A 15,481-nucleotide genomic window follows, 5' to 3' on the forward strand; every position below is an offset into this window, starting at 1 on the left:
AGTTTCCTTTCGGTCAGGAGGGCGGGATGATGCAGCTGCGCAGGCGATGGGAGAGCACGATCATCACAGTTGCAAGATGCACATTTTTCCGAAGCAGGGCAATGACATGTTCTATCTCGTCGACGGCACGGGAGCAATCCGCGTCAGGATAGTGGGCAGCGAATTTCTCGAGCGGGTCCCGCAAATCCGTATTGATGATGTTCTGCGCCCCGGCCTGCAACGCTTCTACATCACGAAACCAGCTGCCGACGGAAATGAGAAAACGTGAAAGCGTCTGTCTGTCTTCCCGTCCGAGAATACCCTGTATCCTGTCAAACAGCTTGATCGGATTGTTCAGTACGACATCACGTACATACTGCAGAACTTCCTCACGGGAAATCAGTCCCCCCTCACGCGCCATCTCGAGTGCAGCAGCATAATTCCCGCCCGAGAGATGCGCCGCGGCATCCACCTGCTCGCGCTGCACATCCTGTTCGCGCTGGAGGGCTTCGCGGATCAGTTCTTCCGGCAGCGTGTCGAAGCGGATGGACTGACAGCGCGATACGATGGTCGGCAGCAGTGCGTCTTTTCGCGACGTGCAGAGAATGAGCAGGAGGTCACCGCCCGGTTCTTCCAGCGTCTTGAGCAGTGCGTTCGCAGCACTGCTGTTCATCAGATCCGCTTCGCAGATCACAACGACGGTGCGCCCACCTTTCCCGGCGCGGAATGCCGCCTCACGGCGAATGTCGCGCACACTGCTGACCTTGATGACGCTCGCTTTGCTCATCCGTATGCGATGATACAGGTTCTCCGCTTTCTCGGCGATCTGCTGATGCATTTCCTCAAGCTCGTCCGATGAGAGCTTGTCGACGGCGCTCGATTCGTCGTCTTTCGACGGCAGCGCAAAGATCAGCTTGAGATTGGGATGATGCAGCTCAGCCATGCCACGGCAGGACGCACAGGTCCCGCAGGGTTCCCAGCCCCCTTGCTCGCAATTCAGCGCACGGGCAAAGGTGATGGCCGCGGCTTCCTTGCCGACGCCTTCCGGTCCGTAAAACAGCAGGGCATGTGGAATGCGCTCGCTCTCCAGCATGCGCTGAAGGAGTTGCTTGACACGTTGCTGACCTATGATGCGATCCCAGGACATGAACTCTCCGCTGTGAAATCAGAATGCGTGGCCGATACCGAATTGAAACACCCCTTTCCGTACCACGTCACCCCAGAGACGTTTTTCGTAGAACCATTGATACCCCGGCAGCGAAGGATCGTAGACTTTCATACCGAAATCCACGCGAATGGGACCGATAAACATGTTGTAGCGTATTCCGAAACCCACTGCAAGGGCAATTTCGCGCACAGCGATCTGGTTGAACTCCTCCCACAGATTGCCTGCGTCTCCGAAGGTCACCAGCCAGAATCCATCCAGCCAGTTCCCGGCGTCCGGCCAGAGATGCCAGCGGAACTCACTGCTCAGCTCGAGCAGGGCATTACTCCCGATATTGATCAGTTCGGGATTCGAAGCGAGCTGCCGCGAGGTCCATCCGCGCACACTCGATGCGCCTCCGGCATAATAGCGGCGGTTCGGTGGTACCGGGAGATCTTCCTCCTTGCTTCTTCCGTATCGGAAAATGCCGCCGAGACGGAATTTGAAACCGTAAATCGTCGTCTCATTCGCCGACATGTCCGCGAAGTAGCGGAACAGTCCCTCGAGCTTTACGTACTCGGTGGAGCGTATTCCCTTCGCGGCATCGTTCTGCGGGAGGGGACTGATACCGAGGTCTTCGAGATACCCGGCTTCCTCGAATAGGCCTTTCAGCGAATAGCCGCCTGTGGGATTGAACAGATCGTCGGTAACGTCGTATTGGAGTGAGAGTCCACGAATACTGTTACGGAAATTGATGGTTTCCGTCGTATCGATATTGATCAGGCCCCTGCCCAGCAGCGCCTTCGCGTCGCCGGTGAATTCCGAGATTTCATACGTCCATGTCACATCACCGATCAGCGATGGACTGAAGTAGCGCTTGGCACCGACAGCGAACTGAATGATGCTGCCGCGCGCGAGATTTTGTTCTGCGACCAGGCTGTATGAAGATGTAAAAATTGCAGAATTCTTGTTTGAAAACAGGTACGGCTGTTCAAATGTCAGCTGCGAGGTGCTCAGGTAGGTTTTCGTAAAGTCCCGTCCAAAGTCTCCAATCCTGCCGAGGTAGTTGACACGTGTGGTCAGCGACTGTGCCCCGCCAAACACATTGCGCATGAGAAAGGACACTTCAGCACCCGTCGTCAGACCACGCAGCTGATTGTTCAGGATCACGGCGGGGGCCAGTTCGAATCGCTTGCGTGGAGCCAACTCCAGCTGGATGCGAACAAGTGAATCCTGTCGGTTCTCGATCGGGGGCAAATCAGGCGTGAGCGAGACGTAGGAAAAAACTCCCAGGCGATTGAGGCTCACCTGTCCTTCATACAGCGCGGCCTTGGAATACACATCGCCCGTCCTGAAATCCAGGCGGTCATAAATGATCTGCCGCGCGAGGTTGAGTTCATTCACTCCGATAATTTTTTCCGAGATGCCATCGAAGTAGAGGCGGCGACCGTGATGGAAGCCCAGCTTAATCACGACGTTGTTGTTTGAAAGTTTCCGCTCGACGAGAATGCTGTCTGAAAACGCACGTGGATACCCCGTATTCCCGAGAATGGAGAGAACGCGGCCGCGTTCCGATGCGACATCAGCCGCGTTGTATCGGCGTCCCGGAACAAGCAGGCGGTCCGAAAGGACCTCATCCTGCACCCCGGCAGGAAGGCTGTCGAGGTTGCGATAGGCAATCGAATCGATCATCGAAGGCGCGCCCTCATCAATGATGAATTTCACGAATATGCCGTCATCATCCTCGAGTCGTGTATAGCTGCCTTCAACCTTCGCGTTGAAAAACCCGTGGTTCCGGTAAAACGTGAGGAGGGTTTTCTGATCGTCCTGAAATGCCGGGTAGTCAAAAAACTGCGGTTCCTTCGCCAGCGGGAAGCGTGCGCCGATATTGTTGTACAGGCAGCTGAAAAATCCCCACGGTGTTTCCTGTGTCTGCAGGTTGATCAGCAGTTCACTGTCATCGAAGCTCTCATTTCCTTCGATGAGTACTTCATCGACGAGGATGGAATCGTAGCGTGTGGGATCTGGCTGTGCGAAGGAGGATGCGGGGAGCAGCAGGAAGGCAGGAAGGAACAGACACAATGAGCGCAACAGCCCAGCGAAATGCCGGGCTGCAATACTATTCGGGTTACTCCAGAGTGTGCTCGCTGTGGGTGGCTGCAAAACAATTAATAGTCGTTTTCCTCGTCACCGTAAAAATAGTCTTCATCCACCGGATAGTCAGGCCAGATGTCTTCGATGGACTCATAAGTTTCATCAGGATCTTCGAGTTCCTGAAGGTTCTCGATCACCTGCAATGGGGCACCAATGCGCGTTGCGTAATCAATCAATTCATCTCGTGTTGCGGGGAAAGGTGCATCGTCGAGCCAGGAAGCGAGTTCCATGGTCCATATCATTGTGTAATTCTCCTGGTGCTAGAGTAAAAAAAATATTGACTCATGAGATTCGTCGGTGCAACGATTACATGAGACACCGCGCCAATTATAGCGAATGGGCCAAGCTTTGTCAAGGGCGATTTTCTCACGGAGTGCCTGCGCTTTCGCGATCGCCACGGTGAAAGAGGCATCGGGTGTTTTTGTTATGCAGGCGGCCCGCCTTGCGGCACCAGACGCCGATATCGCGTCGGCACGCACCGACCGCACTCGGGTCACTGAAATCCGCATGGGGACAGCTGAAGTCACAGAACTGCGGATACGTCTCACCACCGCAATTTTGCTCAGAGCCGATGTGTTTTCGAGTTGCCATGTCACCTCTCAGTTGCACTCAGCAACGGTTTCGCCGCATAGAGGACGGCAATCAGGGCCAACAAGGTACGAAACAGAATCGAAAGCAGCGAATCAAGCGTGCCTCCGCCGATCGCGAAGCCGAGCAGCCCGATTATCGCAGCGGTATTGAGATCGTGCTGCAAACTGCCCTGTGGCCAGGCTTTCCAGTTTCGCCAACCCATCCAGGTCGCTGTTCCGAATACAGCGAGGAAGGGCACGAGGGCCATCAATCCGCTGTCCATATACACCTGGAGGTAGTCGTTGTGCCAGCTGCCCACTCCTTTATCTATCAACTGATCAAAGAGCGGAAAGATTTCATGAAAAGTGCGAAGACCGAATCCCGTCACGGGATGCTCACCGATCAGCATGAAGGCACCGCGCCAGATGACGTCCCTTCCCGACAGATTCGAACCGGCGTTGAGCAGCTGGAGGAAACGGTGCTGCAGCGGTTCAACGGTAATGAGAAGCAGCAGCGCCAGCGCGGTAAGAACCAGCACGATACGCCGCTCCCTGCGCAGTCCGATCACGAGCGTGGCCACCGCCGCTACCACCCAGTGCAGACGGTTGAACGTGAACAGCAGTCCCACAAGAAGGATGGCACAGATGACAAGCCATATCACGCGTGACGGGAAAATATCTTTCCGCCTCCCCAGCGAGAAACTCATGGCATAGATGATTGCCAGAAAACCACCCAGCGTATAATAGCCCGCAGTCGTCGAGGTAAGCCGCGCGTCCATACCGAGTCCCATGCGGATAAATCCCGCCACGGTAGCCAGCAGTCCGGCAAGGACGAGCAGATAAAGAATCACACGCAGTTGGTCCTCTCGCCGGGCATCCAGCGCACAGAGGAGGACGAAGAAGAAAACGTAGAAGAAAATTTCCGTCCTCAACGCATCGACGCTGATCGAGGGGTCGATGCTGAAAGGGATGGCTGCAATCCGGGCAAGGACGAACAGCGCGTAAGGATACAGCAGCGGCGAACGTCGCGCGGTACAGCTCCCCCCGCGCAGCTGATGATATCCCCAGAAAAGCCCGGCGAGCAGCACGGCCGCCTGTGCGATGGCGATGGAAAACATCAGCGTGCCGATGGCTGCGAGCGATGTGATCCATATCGCCCGTTCACGCCAACTGCCACGAAACGCATGACGCAGATCCTGTGCGGCGCTGCGCCGCCATGCTTCGATCATAATTGGAACTGCATCTGATAGAGACGCGCGTACAAACCGTCCTCATTGCGCAGCAATTCCTCATGCTTCCCTGTTTCCACCACGCGGCCGGCGTCGAGCACATAGATGCGATCCGCCTTCTGTATGGTGGACAGGCGATGCGCGATAACGATGGATGTGCGTCCGCGCATCAGGTTTTCGATAGCCTTCTGCACAAGCACTTCCGACTCGGTGTCGAGAGAGGATGTCGCTTCGTCAAGAATGAGAATGGGGGGATTTTTGTATATGGCCCGTGCGATGGACAACCGCTGCCGCTGACCACCCGAGAGCTTGACCCCGCGGTCACCGATCGTGGTATCGTATCCGTCCGGGGTCTCAAGGATGAAGTCATGTGCATTGGCCGCGCGCGCAGATTCGATCACGCGATCCATATCGATTTCATCCTCCCCGTAGGCGATGTTCTCACGAATGGTGGTATTGAACAGGAAGGTTTCCTGCGTAACGATACCCATCAGCTTCCGCAGTGAATGCACACGGATATCCCGCACATCCTTCCCGTCAAGTTCTATCGAGCCACCGGTGACATCGTAGAAACGCGGGACGAGATCGACCATCGTACTTTTCCCGGTCCCACTCGGTCCAACAATGGCGACGACTTCCCCGGCGCGAATTTCCGCATCAATACCATTCAGAATCTGGTCACCTGTATCATACCGGAAACGCACGTCGCGGAAGTTGATACTGTCATGAAAACCGTTGACATCCTGCGCGTTCTCGCTGTCGACAATGCGCGGGTCGATATCGAGCACACCGAACACCCGCTTCGCTCCCGCCACGCCCTGTGCGACATGGTTGATGGTCTGTCCGAAATACTTGAGAGGCTGCATCATCTGCAGCATGGCGAAAATGTAGGCAACGAAAATGCCGCTGCTCATGTCGCTGCGTCCCGTCAAAATGGCATCACCCATGAACCAGAGAATCACCACGACGACAAGCACGGAGAGAATTTCCGTAATGGGTGTGGCCAGCTCCCTGCGCCGCTTGATGTTCACGAAGGTCTGGAAATACTGATCGTTCTCTTTGCGGAAACGGGCGACCTCAAAACGCTCGGTACGAAACGCCTTGATGATGCGCATGCTCGAGAGTGCTTCGTCGAGTACGGTGGTGATGCGCGCGATGGACTCCTGCAGGCGGTCGCTCTCGCGATGTACCCAGTTGCCGATTTTCGCAAGGACGAAGCCCGTGACTGGGAGCAGCACGAAAACAATGAGCGTGAGCTGCCAGTCGATGATGAACAGGGTAAGGGTGTACACAAAGATCTGTGGTGGATCGCGGAACATGCTGTTGACCACCGCAATGGCGCTGTCGTTCACAAGCTGCACGTCACTGATGATGCGCGACATGAGCATTCCCTTCTTTTCCTCGGAGAAATAGCTGAGGGAAAGACGGTTCATGTGCTCGAACAGGAACTGCCGCAAATCACGGATAATGCCCTGCTCTGCCGGCGCCATGAACCAGGTCTGCGCATAGGAAAAGAGATTTTTGAAAACAAAGGCACCAACAATCATGAGGCACAGCGCCTTGAGCGCGGTGAGCGCATCGGTGGACGCCATGAGATTATTCATCTGCGTCAGCGCCCACGGCTTTATGGTCTCGAGCGAGAACGCAGGGACAGGCTCCGTGACAGGGTAGGTGTCTTCGAACAGAATGTTGATGAACGGAATGATCAGCACCACGGTCGCCATGTTGAAGACGACGGAGAAGAACATGGAAACGGAAGCAATCCCGAGGTTCTTCTTGTAGGGAAGGATGTGGCGAAGTATGCGAAGAATGATTTTCAAGGATGTTGTCCGTCGGATGAAGGATCTTCATGCCGCAGTCCACGGCTGCAGCGTATGGAATTCCCCGCCTGAACCTGAGCGAAACGATCGAGGCAGCGCTGCGGGACGCGCGTCGCGGGATGATACATGTGATACTGTATTGCCAGGTGCCGCAGTGATTTGCAGGTGTACCCTGCGCGGTCAAGCCGCAGCTGAACATCACTGTCCTCCCCGCAACCTGGTCCGTCATATACCTCGTCAAACCCGTTGACGCGTTCAAGCGCCTGGCGGTGTACGGAGAAATTGCTGCCGAGCATGCCGCGCGGTGCAGCATGCAATATGTTCCTGAGGCGGGGACTTTCAAAACGCAGTCCGTCTTCCACACGCTGCGCCCGTCCGGTGATGCCATCCCACCACTCCGACAGTCCGATACGCTGATACATCCCTTCTCGCACCCGCTCCAGCGTCAGCCGGGCGGTCCATCGTGCGCTCATTTCCGCGCGTCTGCCGCAGCAGTAACGTCCCTCTTCACTGTATCGGACGTGGTCTTCGACAAAGCGGCGATGCGGCAGGCAGTCGCCATCGGTAAATATCATATACGGGGTGCGCGCCGCACGCACGGCGTTGTTGAGCATGACATTTTTCCTCCACCCGTCATCCTCATGCCAGAGATGCTGAAGCTCCAGCGCGTGCTGTGCCCTTGCCTCTGCTACAACGCGTTCGATTTCGGGACCAGAGCCGTCGTCGGCGACGATGATCTCGAACTCCCGCATGCTCTGCTGCGCATAAGCCTCCAGCAGGAACTGCAGCGATTCCGGCTTGTTGTACACGGCGATAACGACGGATGCCTGCATGATTACGCTCCCACCGCACTGTGCTCAGCTTCCAGGGCACGCAGCGTTGCCGCGGTGCGCTGCACCGTGATGCCGTACATGCAGACAGGATCCGCGCATTCAAGCTTTCGGCAGCATCGCGTTTCAACGTCGTCGATTTGCAGCACGCGCGCTTTCTTGCTCCATGGACCCTGGCTTCGGGGGTCGGAAGGACCATAGAAGGCAACGACGGGTTTCTGCAATGCGGTTGCGATATGCGTGGGACCGCTGTCGTTGCCGACGATGGATGCGCATCGCTGCATGAGGGCCGCGGCGTTGCGCAGCGTGCCTTTCGGTGCGGCAACAGCGCGTCCCTTGCTCTCACGCGCGATAGCCTCTGCATCCCGGCGCTCCGCATCGCTCCCCCAGAACACGAGGAAACGGCGGTCCTTCAATTCCATGTGCTGCGTGAGTTCGATCCAGTGGTCCAGCGGCCATTTTTTCGATGGGTAGCCGCCTGTCGGAATCAATCCGATCACGCGCGAATCACCTCGCAGAGCGCTCTCTTCCCACCACTCTCCTGCCCGCGCAGCTTCGTCATCGGACACCCTCCAGACAAGATCTGTGGTCACTTCGGGTATCCCCATGTAGCGAAGCACGAAGAGATTGAACTCCACTTCATGTCCCGCATTGGCTTCACGCGCAGAAAGCCGGTGGTTATAAAGTTTTTCCCGCACGCGAAAATCAAAACCGATGCGTGTGCGTGCTCCGCTGACAACAGATTGAATAGCCGTGGCGGGAGAACAGATAAGATCAATGGAGAGATCGTAGTGTCTGCGGCGCAGACGGCGCAAAAATCCCAGCTGCCAGCGAATGCGCTCGTCTTCAAACAGCAGGAGCTCATCCACATCGGGATTGTTCTCGAGTACGAGAGCGCTGGCAGTGCGTACTACGTAGGCGATATGCGCATCCGGGTATGCGCGACGCAGGTTTGCGAGCAGCGGCGTCGTCCACAACACGTCGCCGATGCCGCTCATGCGAATCACCAGTATGGATTTCGCGGGAAATTTCATGTGGTCATGGTCCTGTGCGCGTCTGTGGTTCTGTGCGCGTCTGTGGTCCTGTGCGCGTCTGTGGTTCTGTGCGCGTCTGTGGTTCTGTGCGTCTCCAATGGGATCACCGCAGCACACGCAACTGCCGTGTCAGCTGACCTTTCGGCGTCTGCAGATAGAGTGTATATGCGCCCGGGGAAAGATCGTCCAGTGGCAGGGATTGCGTCTGTCCCGACCGAAGCGTGATGCTGTGCTGCACACGTCCCAGCAAATCGACGACGGTAAGCGTTGCCCGATCGGCACCCCCGAGTTCCAGCTGCAGCGGGGCGCCGGTGACAAGCGGATTGGGCCATGCATCGAGTTGCAGAATGCGTGGCGATGCCGGGAAATCAATTCCGACAGTGGATTCGGTGAGCATTATGGTCGCGGGCAGACTGATGGTATCGCCGGTGCTGATCCTCATGTGCAGTGTTACGTAATGACTGCCCGGAACATGTTCACGCGTATCCCACACACCCAGCGTATCGCGGAAGCGCTCACGTATGGAGGGCTGGGAGACGTAGGTCAGTTCGTCCGGTGTATCGACGCGTGCCGCATCGAACCAGAAGGACACAAAATGGATAGGCAGAGCGTCGCCAGGCAGAAAACGTACGCTGCCACGAAGCGGTACGTCTGCATCAACCTCGGCCTGCGAGGGATCGTCAATGCCCATCACCAAGGCAGCGGCTTCGGGATCGACAATGGGAAGATCCGAGAAATTTGAATGGAAGAGCGCGATCACACCGTTGTCCGCGGCGCGGGGAATACTGCCCTGCACAGAGGAAAAGAGCAGTGTCAGCTGACTCTGATCTCTTGCGATGACCGGCGCCGTAACCGAAGACTGTATCAGTGTCATCCTCGCCTGGTCCTGCGTCCCGAGATAGCCGCCGGTCCCGTCGCAGATCGTGGTCTGCAATGCGACATCGGAATTCCCCATGGCGAGCACCTCGCCAATGATGCTGTTGCGGATGGAAAGCTGGTAGGAATCGAGCGCATAGAGATTCCAGATCTGCACCGAGCAACCTTCAAACTGCACATTGCGGTCCTGCACGGGATAATGATAGCTGCTGGAGATGCCATGGTTGACGAGTCCGTTCACCACCCCTGAACCGCTGCCGCGAAACAATGCGCCCACGGCAAGCAGATCGGAGTCGCGCAGCGTAGCCTCGCAGCCGGGTTCGAGCATCAATCCCCAGAGCAGGTTTGTGCAGCCATTGTAGGAAAGGCTGAAGTCGAATCCGGAATGACTCCCGGCATCTCCGGGGAAACTCCAGCTGTCGAGCACCTGGGTTCCGGGGAACTGCGCATCGAGTGTGCAGCCTTCAGGCAGCGTGACCCAGGTCAGGAGTCCGTCGCATCCGTTGAACACACCGGTGGTCGAATCGAAGAACAAAAGTTCCCCAACGCGTTCACTGCCTGTTGCATCCACGCGTGCGTGACCGCTCACGGTCGTCGTCATGATGCCGCCCCCGAAACTGCTGCCGTCAATACGCAGGGCAGCAGTATCGATGAGAGCGCAGCTGATGTTATACCCGCCGGTCTGCACCGTGGCGTCATTGAACCAGACGCTCGCAGTGTTCGTGACCACGAAACCGAACTGGTATACGTACTCCTGCTGGAATTCAAGGAGTCCGCTCTGCACTTCAAAGCCTCCATTCCCCACGACCTGCACGTTGCCGCGCACGCGGAGCCGTGCCTCTTTGACACGTAATTTCCCGTTGTTGACGATGATGACATTGCCATCGACATCGAGGTCGGAGGTAATTTCCCGCACCTCGTTCGGATTGGGGAAACCCACGACCAGGTCTTCTGCCTGAATATCCACCGGGAGGCCCTGAATATCCACCGGGAGGCCCTGCGGGAGGCCCTGTGGGAGGCCCTGTATGCGAGCAAAGGCCGGAGCATCAAAAACGAATCTGCCCGTCGACGGATACTGCCGATGTGGAGTGTCCGGTGTATTCTGTATCATCTCTCGCAGTTGCGGCACCTGGGCTGCAAGCGGCGAGCCAAGCAGCAACAGCACTGCGAAAAGGAATGCAACTCTCATGGAAAATTCCGTATATTTAAAAATAATCTGCATTGCAACGGGACAGAGGAAAGTACGGTTTTCAACCGTGTGCTTCAATCTGATTCACCGCCGGACACGGGAACAATCGTCCGTGGCGATCTGTTGAAGCAGATACGAGCCTGATAACGAAATACGATCACACAAATCCACATCAATTATCACAGAGGATAATCAATGAAGCATTTCAATGTTCTCAAGATGTTCGCGCTCGCGATCCTGGTTGCCGTGGCATTCACCGCCTGCGACGAGAACAGCGATAACCCGGTCGACACCGACCCTGCAGTCGCCGCACCGACCAATCTGATGGCCGCCTCCGATGATGGTGCCGTGTTCCTGAGCTGGACACCGTCCATCGACGAATCCGCTACCAATTTCGGAAGCTACAGCATCACCATCCTGAACACCTCGACCAACCAGACCGGTACGCCGATCACGGCTGGTGCGGGAATCAGCAGCGTTCGTATCGACGGACTCACCAATGGCGTGATCTATACCTTCACCATCCGTTCCCTCACCGATCAGGGTAAGGAGAGCACCGGTTTCGCACAGATTGACTGGTCCCCTGCTGTCCGCAATGCCGTCGACAACGGTGGGAACCTCATCCGCGTGTATGCCACCACCTCCGCCACCGAGCCCAGCGCCATCGATCTTTACAATGACAACGGTATGACTGAAGTCATTTCGCAGGCGGGACAGGAATTCCAGGATCGTGGTGACCTGTACGTCTATGCCGCAAGCGACACCGACGTCCTGAAGCTCATGAGTCCTGCCGAAGCCAACAACCAGGGCATGGAGACGCAGTTCTCCTCGCAGGCATCAGTAGCGACCGATGATCTCGACGACCAGCTCGCAACTGAAGCCCCTGCAGCCAGCAGCTACACGCTCAGTGAGATTATGCCGGACAACGGCCAGGTGAGCGCGGGACAGGTCTACTGGGGCCGCCTCGTTCGTGGCAGCGACTATTTCTACTTCCGTCTGCTGGTCAAAAAGGGCAGCAACGGACGCCTCGTGCAGGGCACCGGCAACGACCGCTACTTCGAGATGGTCGTTTCCTTCCAGAATGCACCGAACAACAAGTTCGCCAAGCACTGATCTTCCCGTCAGGGATGAAAAAAGGCCGTTCCGCTTCGGAACGGCCTTTTTTCTTACTGTCCATTTGCCATGAAATTCTCTATCTTTCCGCATTAATCACTGTAGCCGCCCCTCTTCCCACGCGGAATGAGTGGGCATTCACCAGCAACGGAGAATATGACGATGGAAAAGCGTTTCCGCATTCTGATGATTGTCGCACTGCTTGTCGTTTTCAGTGCATGTGATGAAGAATCGACGAATGAACCGGTCGACCCTGATGTTGCGGCCCCGACAAATGTCCGCGCCTCCTCATCCGATGAAGCCGTGATCCTGCACTGGGATCCTTCCTCGAGCGAGGGACAGGAGAATTTCGGCGGGTACAAGATTAACGTCAAGAATGAAGACGACAACACATCAACAGTCGTCAATGCACCCCGTGGTGATGGTCATACGGTCACCGGACTGCTCAACGGCACGCGCTATGTGTTTACCATCTGGGCCGTCACAACGCAGGACAAGGAGAGTCCGACCTCCGTCGCCATCGAATGGGCACCGGCCATCCGCCGCTATGTGAATCAGACCGGCGATCCAATTCGCGTATATGCCACGACGTCGAGCACGTTCAACAGTGCTGTTGACCTTTTCAACGCCAGCGGTATCGCGGAAGTCATTCCCCAGGCGGGACAGGAGTTCCGTGATCGCGGAGATCTCTATGTCGATGCGCCGAATACGACATCCAACTTCCTCCGCATCGTCAGTCCCGACGCCGCGAACAATGAGGGACTCGAGACGCAGTTTTCCACCGTTTCCTATGACGCGGACGATCTCGACGAACAGTTCGCTACCACCGCACCGAGTACGGCAACGTACAGCAAGCACGATATCAGCATCACCAGCGCCCAGGTCAGCGCGGGCAAGGTCATTTACGGCCGTCTGAGCCGCAACAACAAGTACCTGTACTTCCGTCTGCTGGTCAAACGCGGTGCCGCGGGAAGTATGGTGCAGGGTTCGGGTGCGGATCGTTACCTCGAGTTCGACGTGTCGTATCAGCATGTCGCGGATGTGCCCTTTGCAAAGAAATAGCATTCAGTAACAGGTCATTGTTTCCATGTTACCAGCATTTTACACGGATGACGGCAGCGGGCTCCCGCTGCTGTTCATCCATGCTTTCCCGCTCAATTCAAGCATGTGGCGCGCACAGCGCCGGGATCTGAGTACCTTTTACCGCGTCCTCACCTACGATCTTCCGGGTTTCGGCAGAGGTGGGGAATTTCCCGATGCATTCTCACTCGATGACGCGGCGGATATGGCTGTCGAACTTCTCGACGACCGTGGCATAGACCGCGCCGTCGCCTGCGGATGTTCCATGGGTGGGTACATTGCGCTTTCCCTCCTCCGGCGGCATCCGGACCGGCTTGCAGGATTGATACTTGCCAACACTCGCGCCACTGCTGATACGCCAGCAGCGAAACTGAATCGATCCACGCAGGCTGCGGCCATTCGTGAAGGCGGTATGCAGGATCTGCGCGATGAGATGCTCGGGAAACTGCTCGGAGAAACCACCGTTTCCTCCGCACCGGACGTTGTGCGCTGCGTTGAGGAAATCCTTCAGCACGCCACCCCCGAAGGCAGTGCTGGCATGCTGGAAGCCATGGCGGCTCGGCCCGACTCATTCAATGCGCTTTCCGAGACTGTCCTGCCCGTCTGTGTCATCTCAGGCGGAGAGGACACACTCATCCCTCCGGTCGAATCCGAAGGGATGAAGGAAGTGCTGAGGAACGGGGAATTACAGCTGCTCCCGCATGCGGGACATCTCAGCTGCCTCGAAAGGCCGGTGCGCTTCAATGCCGCGGTGCGGGATTTCATTCAGCGATATGTCCTGATGTAACGAACGTTACGTGATTTGCCATGCCCCAGGCGCAGAGTCTTCAGTCCCCTGCAGTGCTGCGCGGAACCGGACTCCTCCTCGGCGCTGCACTGTTCGCCGTCATCCTGCTGCTTCCCATGCCGGAGGCGCTCGGAATCCACGGACAGCAGGTGCTCGCCACTGCCACACTCATGGCAGTCTGGTGGATGACTGAAGCCCTGCCCATTCCCGTCACCGCGCTGCTCCCACTCCTTCTTTTTCCCGCCTTCGGCATGATGTCCGTCACTGATGCCGCGGCTCCGTACGCACATCCTCTTGTCTTTCTTTTTCTTGGCGGATTCGTGCTCGCCCTCGCCGTCGAACGCAGCGGGTTGCACCGCCGCATCGCGCTCCGCGTCATCCTGATCGTGGGATCTGGTCCCGCACGTCTCGTCCTCGGCTTCATGCTCGCCACGGCTTTTCTCTCGATGTGGATTTCCAATACCGCGACCGTCATGCTCATGCTCCCCATCGCCCTCGCTGTGATCGAGCAGGTCCGCCCCGACGATGCAGACACCTCTTTCCCCCGCTTCGCCGTCGCCATCCTTCTCGGCGTCGCTTACGCGGCGAGCATCGGCGGCGTGGGTACGCTTATCGGAACGCCACCGAACATCGTTTTGGCGGGCGTGCTTTCTCAGCTGTATCCCCAGGCTCCTCCCATCGGCTTCGTGCAGTGGATGCTCTTCGGCATCCCCATCGTCCTGATTTTCCTGCCACTCACCTGGCTGCTTCTGATACGTGTACTCCCGACCACGAGACTGCAGCACGTACGCATCGCAGGCGAGAAACGAACAGGCATCAGAGCTGCTCTGCTCGAGATGGGAACAATGAAACGCAGTGAGCGCCTGGTTCTCGCAGTATTCCTGCTGACAGCTGCGGGCTGGATATTCCGCGTTCCTCTGCAGATCGGCAGCTTGCGCATTCCCGGACTCACCGACGTGCTGCCCGACATCACCGACACTTCCATTGCGATGGCAGCAGCCGTGCTGCTCTTCCTCCTTCCCGGGGAGAAACGTCGTCCGCTGTTCACCTGGCATGAAATCCAGCGCGGCATTCCCTGGGGCATCCTCCTGCTTTTCGGTGGCGGCTTCGCCCTCGCGCAGGGCATGCAGCAGGGCGGTGTCACCGGGTACTTCGGCAGCGCGCTGACACAACTGCAGGACATACCGATATGGGGAATGATACTGCTCACCTGCCTGCTGTTGACGTTTCTGACAGAGCTGACCTCGAATACCGCGACAGCCAGTATTCTGATCCCGGTCATGGCCGCCGCCGCCGTGAGCCTGGGCGAGCACCCCATGCTGCTCATGCTGCCCGCCGCGCTCAATGCTTCCTTCGCCTTCATGCTCCCTGTGGCCACCCCTCCCAATGCCATCGTGTTTTCCTCGCCATGGATCGGTATCAGGACGATGGCGAAGACTGGTATCGTTCTCAACCTGATCGGTGTCGCACTCGTCACCGTCATGATGTATCTGCTCGGGACAGCCGTGTTCTCCATCAGCTTCGACAGTCTGCCGGCCTGGGTGCGTTGATTGCAGTCAGGTTCCCCTCAGCGGGAATTGCAGTGGAATGTTCCATGGCGAGGAGGGACCTGTTTTTGAACTCCCGTGGTCTTGGATATTGTTGCAGCAAGGCTCAAATTGAGTCCAGAACCGCATT

13 protein-coding genes are annotated in these 15,481 nt (G+C 57.1%); 4 read left to right on the forward strand and 9 right to left on the reverse strand.

Going from position 1 to position 15,481, the window contains the following annotated elements:
* Nucleotides 1-13: 13 nt before the first annotated feature.
* From holB to KQI65_17155, 9 genes are all read right to left on the reverse strand, one after another.
* Nucleotides 14-1,126, reverse strand: a complete 1,113-nt coding sequence (gene holB, locus KQI65_17115) for a DNA polymerase III subunit delta' (GenBank protein ID MCB2206468.1) — start codon at nt 1,124-1,126, stop codon at nt 14-16.
* Nucleotides 1,127-1,144: 18 nt separating this feature from the next.
* Nucleotides 1,145-3,214, reverse strand: coding sequence for a BamA/TamA family outer membrane protein (locus KQI65_17120; GenBank protein ID MCB2206469.1), 2,070 nt, complete (start codon nt 3,212-3,214; stop codon nt 1,145-1,147).
* Nucleotides 3,215-3,291: 77 nt separating this feature from the next.
* Nucleotides 3,292-3,519, reverse strand: a complete 228-nt coding sequence (locus KQI65_17125) for a DUF2795 domain-containing protein (protein ID MCB2206470.1) — start codon at nt 3,517-3,519, stop codon at nt 3,292-3,294.
* 124 nt (nt 3,520-3,643) lie between these two features.
* Nucleotides 3,644-3,868: a hypothetical protein gene (locus tag KQI65_17130; GenBank protein MCB2206471.1), complete on the reverse strand. Its 225-nt coding sequence runs from the start codon at nt 3,866-3,868 to the stop codon at nt 3,644-3,646.
* Between the two features lies 1 nt (nt 3,869).
* Nucleotides 3,870-5,075, reverse strand: a complete 1,206-nt coding sequence (locus tag KQI65_17135) for a hypothetical protein (GenBank protein ID MCB2206472.1) — start codon at nt 5,073-5,075, stop codon at nt 3,870-3,872.
* On the reverse strand, nt 5,072-6,895 hold the full coding sequence (locus KQI65_17140; protein ID MCB2206473.1) for an ABC transporter ATP-binding protein/permease: 1,824 nt from the start codon (nt 6,893-6,895) through the stop codon (nt 5,072-5,074). Before KQI65_17140 ends, KQI65_17135 begins: the two co-directional genes overlap by 4 nt.
* Nucleotides 6,892-7,728: a glycosyltransferase gene (locus tag KQI65_17145; protein MCB2206474.1), complete on the reverse strand. Its 837-nt coding sequence runs from the start codon at nt 7,726-7,728 to the stop codon at nt 6,892-6,894. Before KQI65_17145 ends, KQI65_17140 begins: the two co-directional genes overlap by 4 nt.
* 2 nt (nt 7,729-7,730) lie before the next feature.
* Complete coding sequence (locus KQI65_17150; protein MCB2206475.1) at nt 7,731-8,759, reverse strand: glycosyltransferase family 9 protein; 1,029 nt, start codon at nt 8,757-8,759, stop codon at nt 7,731-7,733.
* A gap of 103 nt (nt 8,760-8,862) precedes the next feature.
* Nucleotides 8,863-10,824: a T9SS type A sorting domain-containing protein gene (locus tag KQI65_17155; GenBank protein MCB2206476.1), complete on the reverse strand. Its 1,962-nt coding sequence runs from the start codon at nt 10,822-10,824 to the stop codon at nt 8,863-8,865.
* A 195-nt stretch (nt 10,825-11,019) separates the two neighbouring features.
* Between KQI65_17155 and KQI65_17160 the strand changes: the two genes are divergently transcribed.
* From KQI65_17160 to KQI65_17175, 4 genes are all read left to right on the forward strand, one after another.
* Nucleotides 11,020-11,937 (forward strand): fibronectin type III domain-containing protein, encoded by a 918-nt coding sequence (locus KQI65_17160; protein MCB2206477.1) that lies wholly within the window; start codon nt 11,020-11,022, stop codon nt 11,935-11,937.
* A 162-nt stretch (nt 11,938-12,099) separates the two neighbouring features.
* Complete coding sequence (locus KQI65_17165) at nt 12,100-12,999, forward strand: fibronectin type III domain-containing protein (GenBank protein ID MCB2206478.1); 900 nt, start codon at nt 12,100-12,102, stop codon at nt 12,997-12,999.
* Nucleotides 13,000-13,024: 25 nt separating this feature from the next.
* On the forward strand, nt 13,025-13,804 hold the full coding sequence (locus KQI65_17170) for an alpha/beta hydrolase (protein ID MCB2206479.1): 780 nt from the start codon (nt 13,025-13,027) through the stop codon (nt 13,802-13,804).
* 20 nt (nt 13,805-13,824) lie between these two features.
* Nucleotides 13,825-15,354 (forward strand): DASS family sodium-coupled anion symporter, encoded by a 1,530-nt coding sequence (locus tag KQI65_17175; protein ID MCB2206480.1) that lies wholly within the window; start codon nt 13,825-13,827, stop codon nt 15,352-15,354.
* The last annotated feature ends 127 nt before the right edge of the window (nt 15,355-15,481 follow it).

This window comes from bacterium (assembly GCA_020444325.1).
Lineage (GTDB): Bacteria > Bacteroidota > Ignavibacteria > SZUA-365 > SZUA-365 > BM516.

Coding starts and splice junctions, on each gene's coding strand:
- KQI65_17175 (MCB2206480.1), top strand. CDS start 13,825: ATGCCCCAGGCGCAGAGTCTTCAGTCCCCTGCAGTGCTGCGCGGAACC.
- KQI65_17150 (MCB2206475.1), bottom strand. CDS start 8,759: ATGAAATTTCCCGCGAAATCCATACTGGTGATTCGCATGAGCGGCATC.
- KQI65_17135 (MCB2206472.1), bottom strand. CDS start 5,075: ATGATCGAAGCATGGCGGCGCAGCGCCGCACAGGATCTGCGTCATGCG.
- KQI65_17160 (MCB2206477.1), top strand. CDS start 11,020: ATGAAGCATTTCAATGTTCTCAAGATGTTCGCGCTCGCGATCCTGGTT.
- holB (MCB2206468.1), bottom strand. CDS start 1,126: ATGTCCTGGGATCGCATCATAGGTCAGCAACGTGTCAAGCAACTCCTT.
- KQI65_17145 (MCB2206474.1), bottom strand. CDS start 7,728: ATGCAGGCATCCGTCGTTATCGCCGTGTACAACAAGCCGGAATCGCTG.
- KQI65_17170 (MCB2206479.1), top strand. CDS start 13,025: ATGTTACCAGCATTTTACACGGATGACGGCAGCGGGCTCCCGCTGCTG.
- KQI65_17165 (MCB2206478.1), top strand. CDS start 12,100: ATGGAAAAGCGTTTCCGCATTCTGATGATTGTCGCACTGCTTGTCGTT.
- KQI65_17130 (MCB2206471.1), bottom strand. CDS start 3,868: ATGGCAACTCGAAAACACATCGGCTCTGAGCAAAATTGCGGTGGTGAG.
- KQI65_17155 (MCB2206476.1), bottom strand. CDS start 10,824: ATGAGAGTTGCATTCCTTTTCGCAGTGCTGTTGCTGCTTGGCTCGCCG.
- KQI65_17125 (MCB2206470.1), bottom strand. CDS start 3,519: ATGATATGGACCATGGAACTCGCTTCCTGGCTCGACGATGCACCTTTC.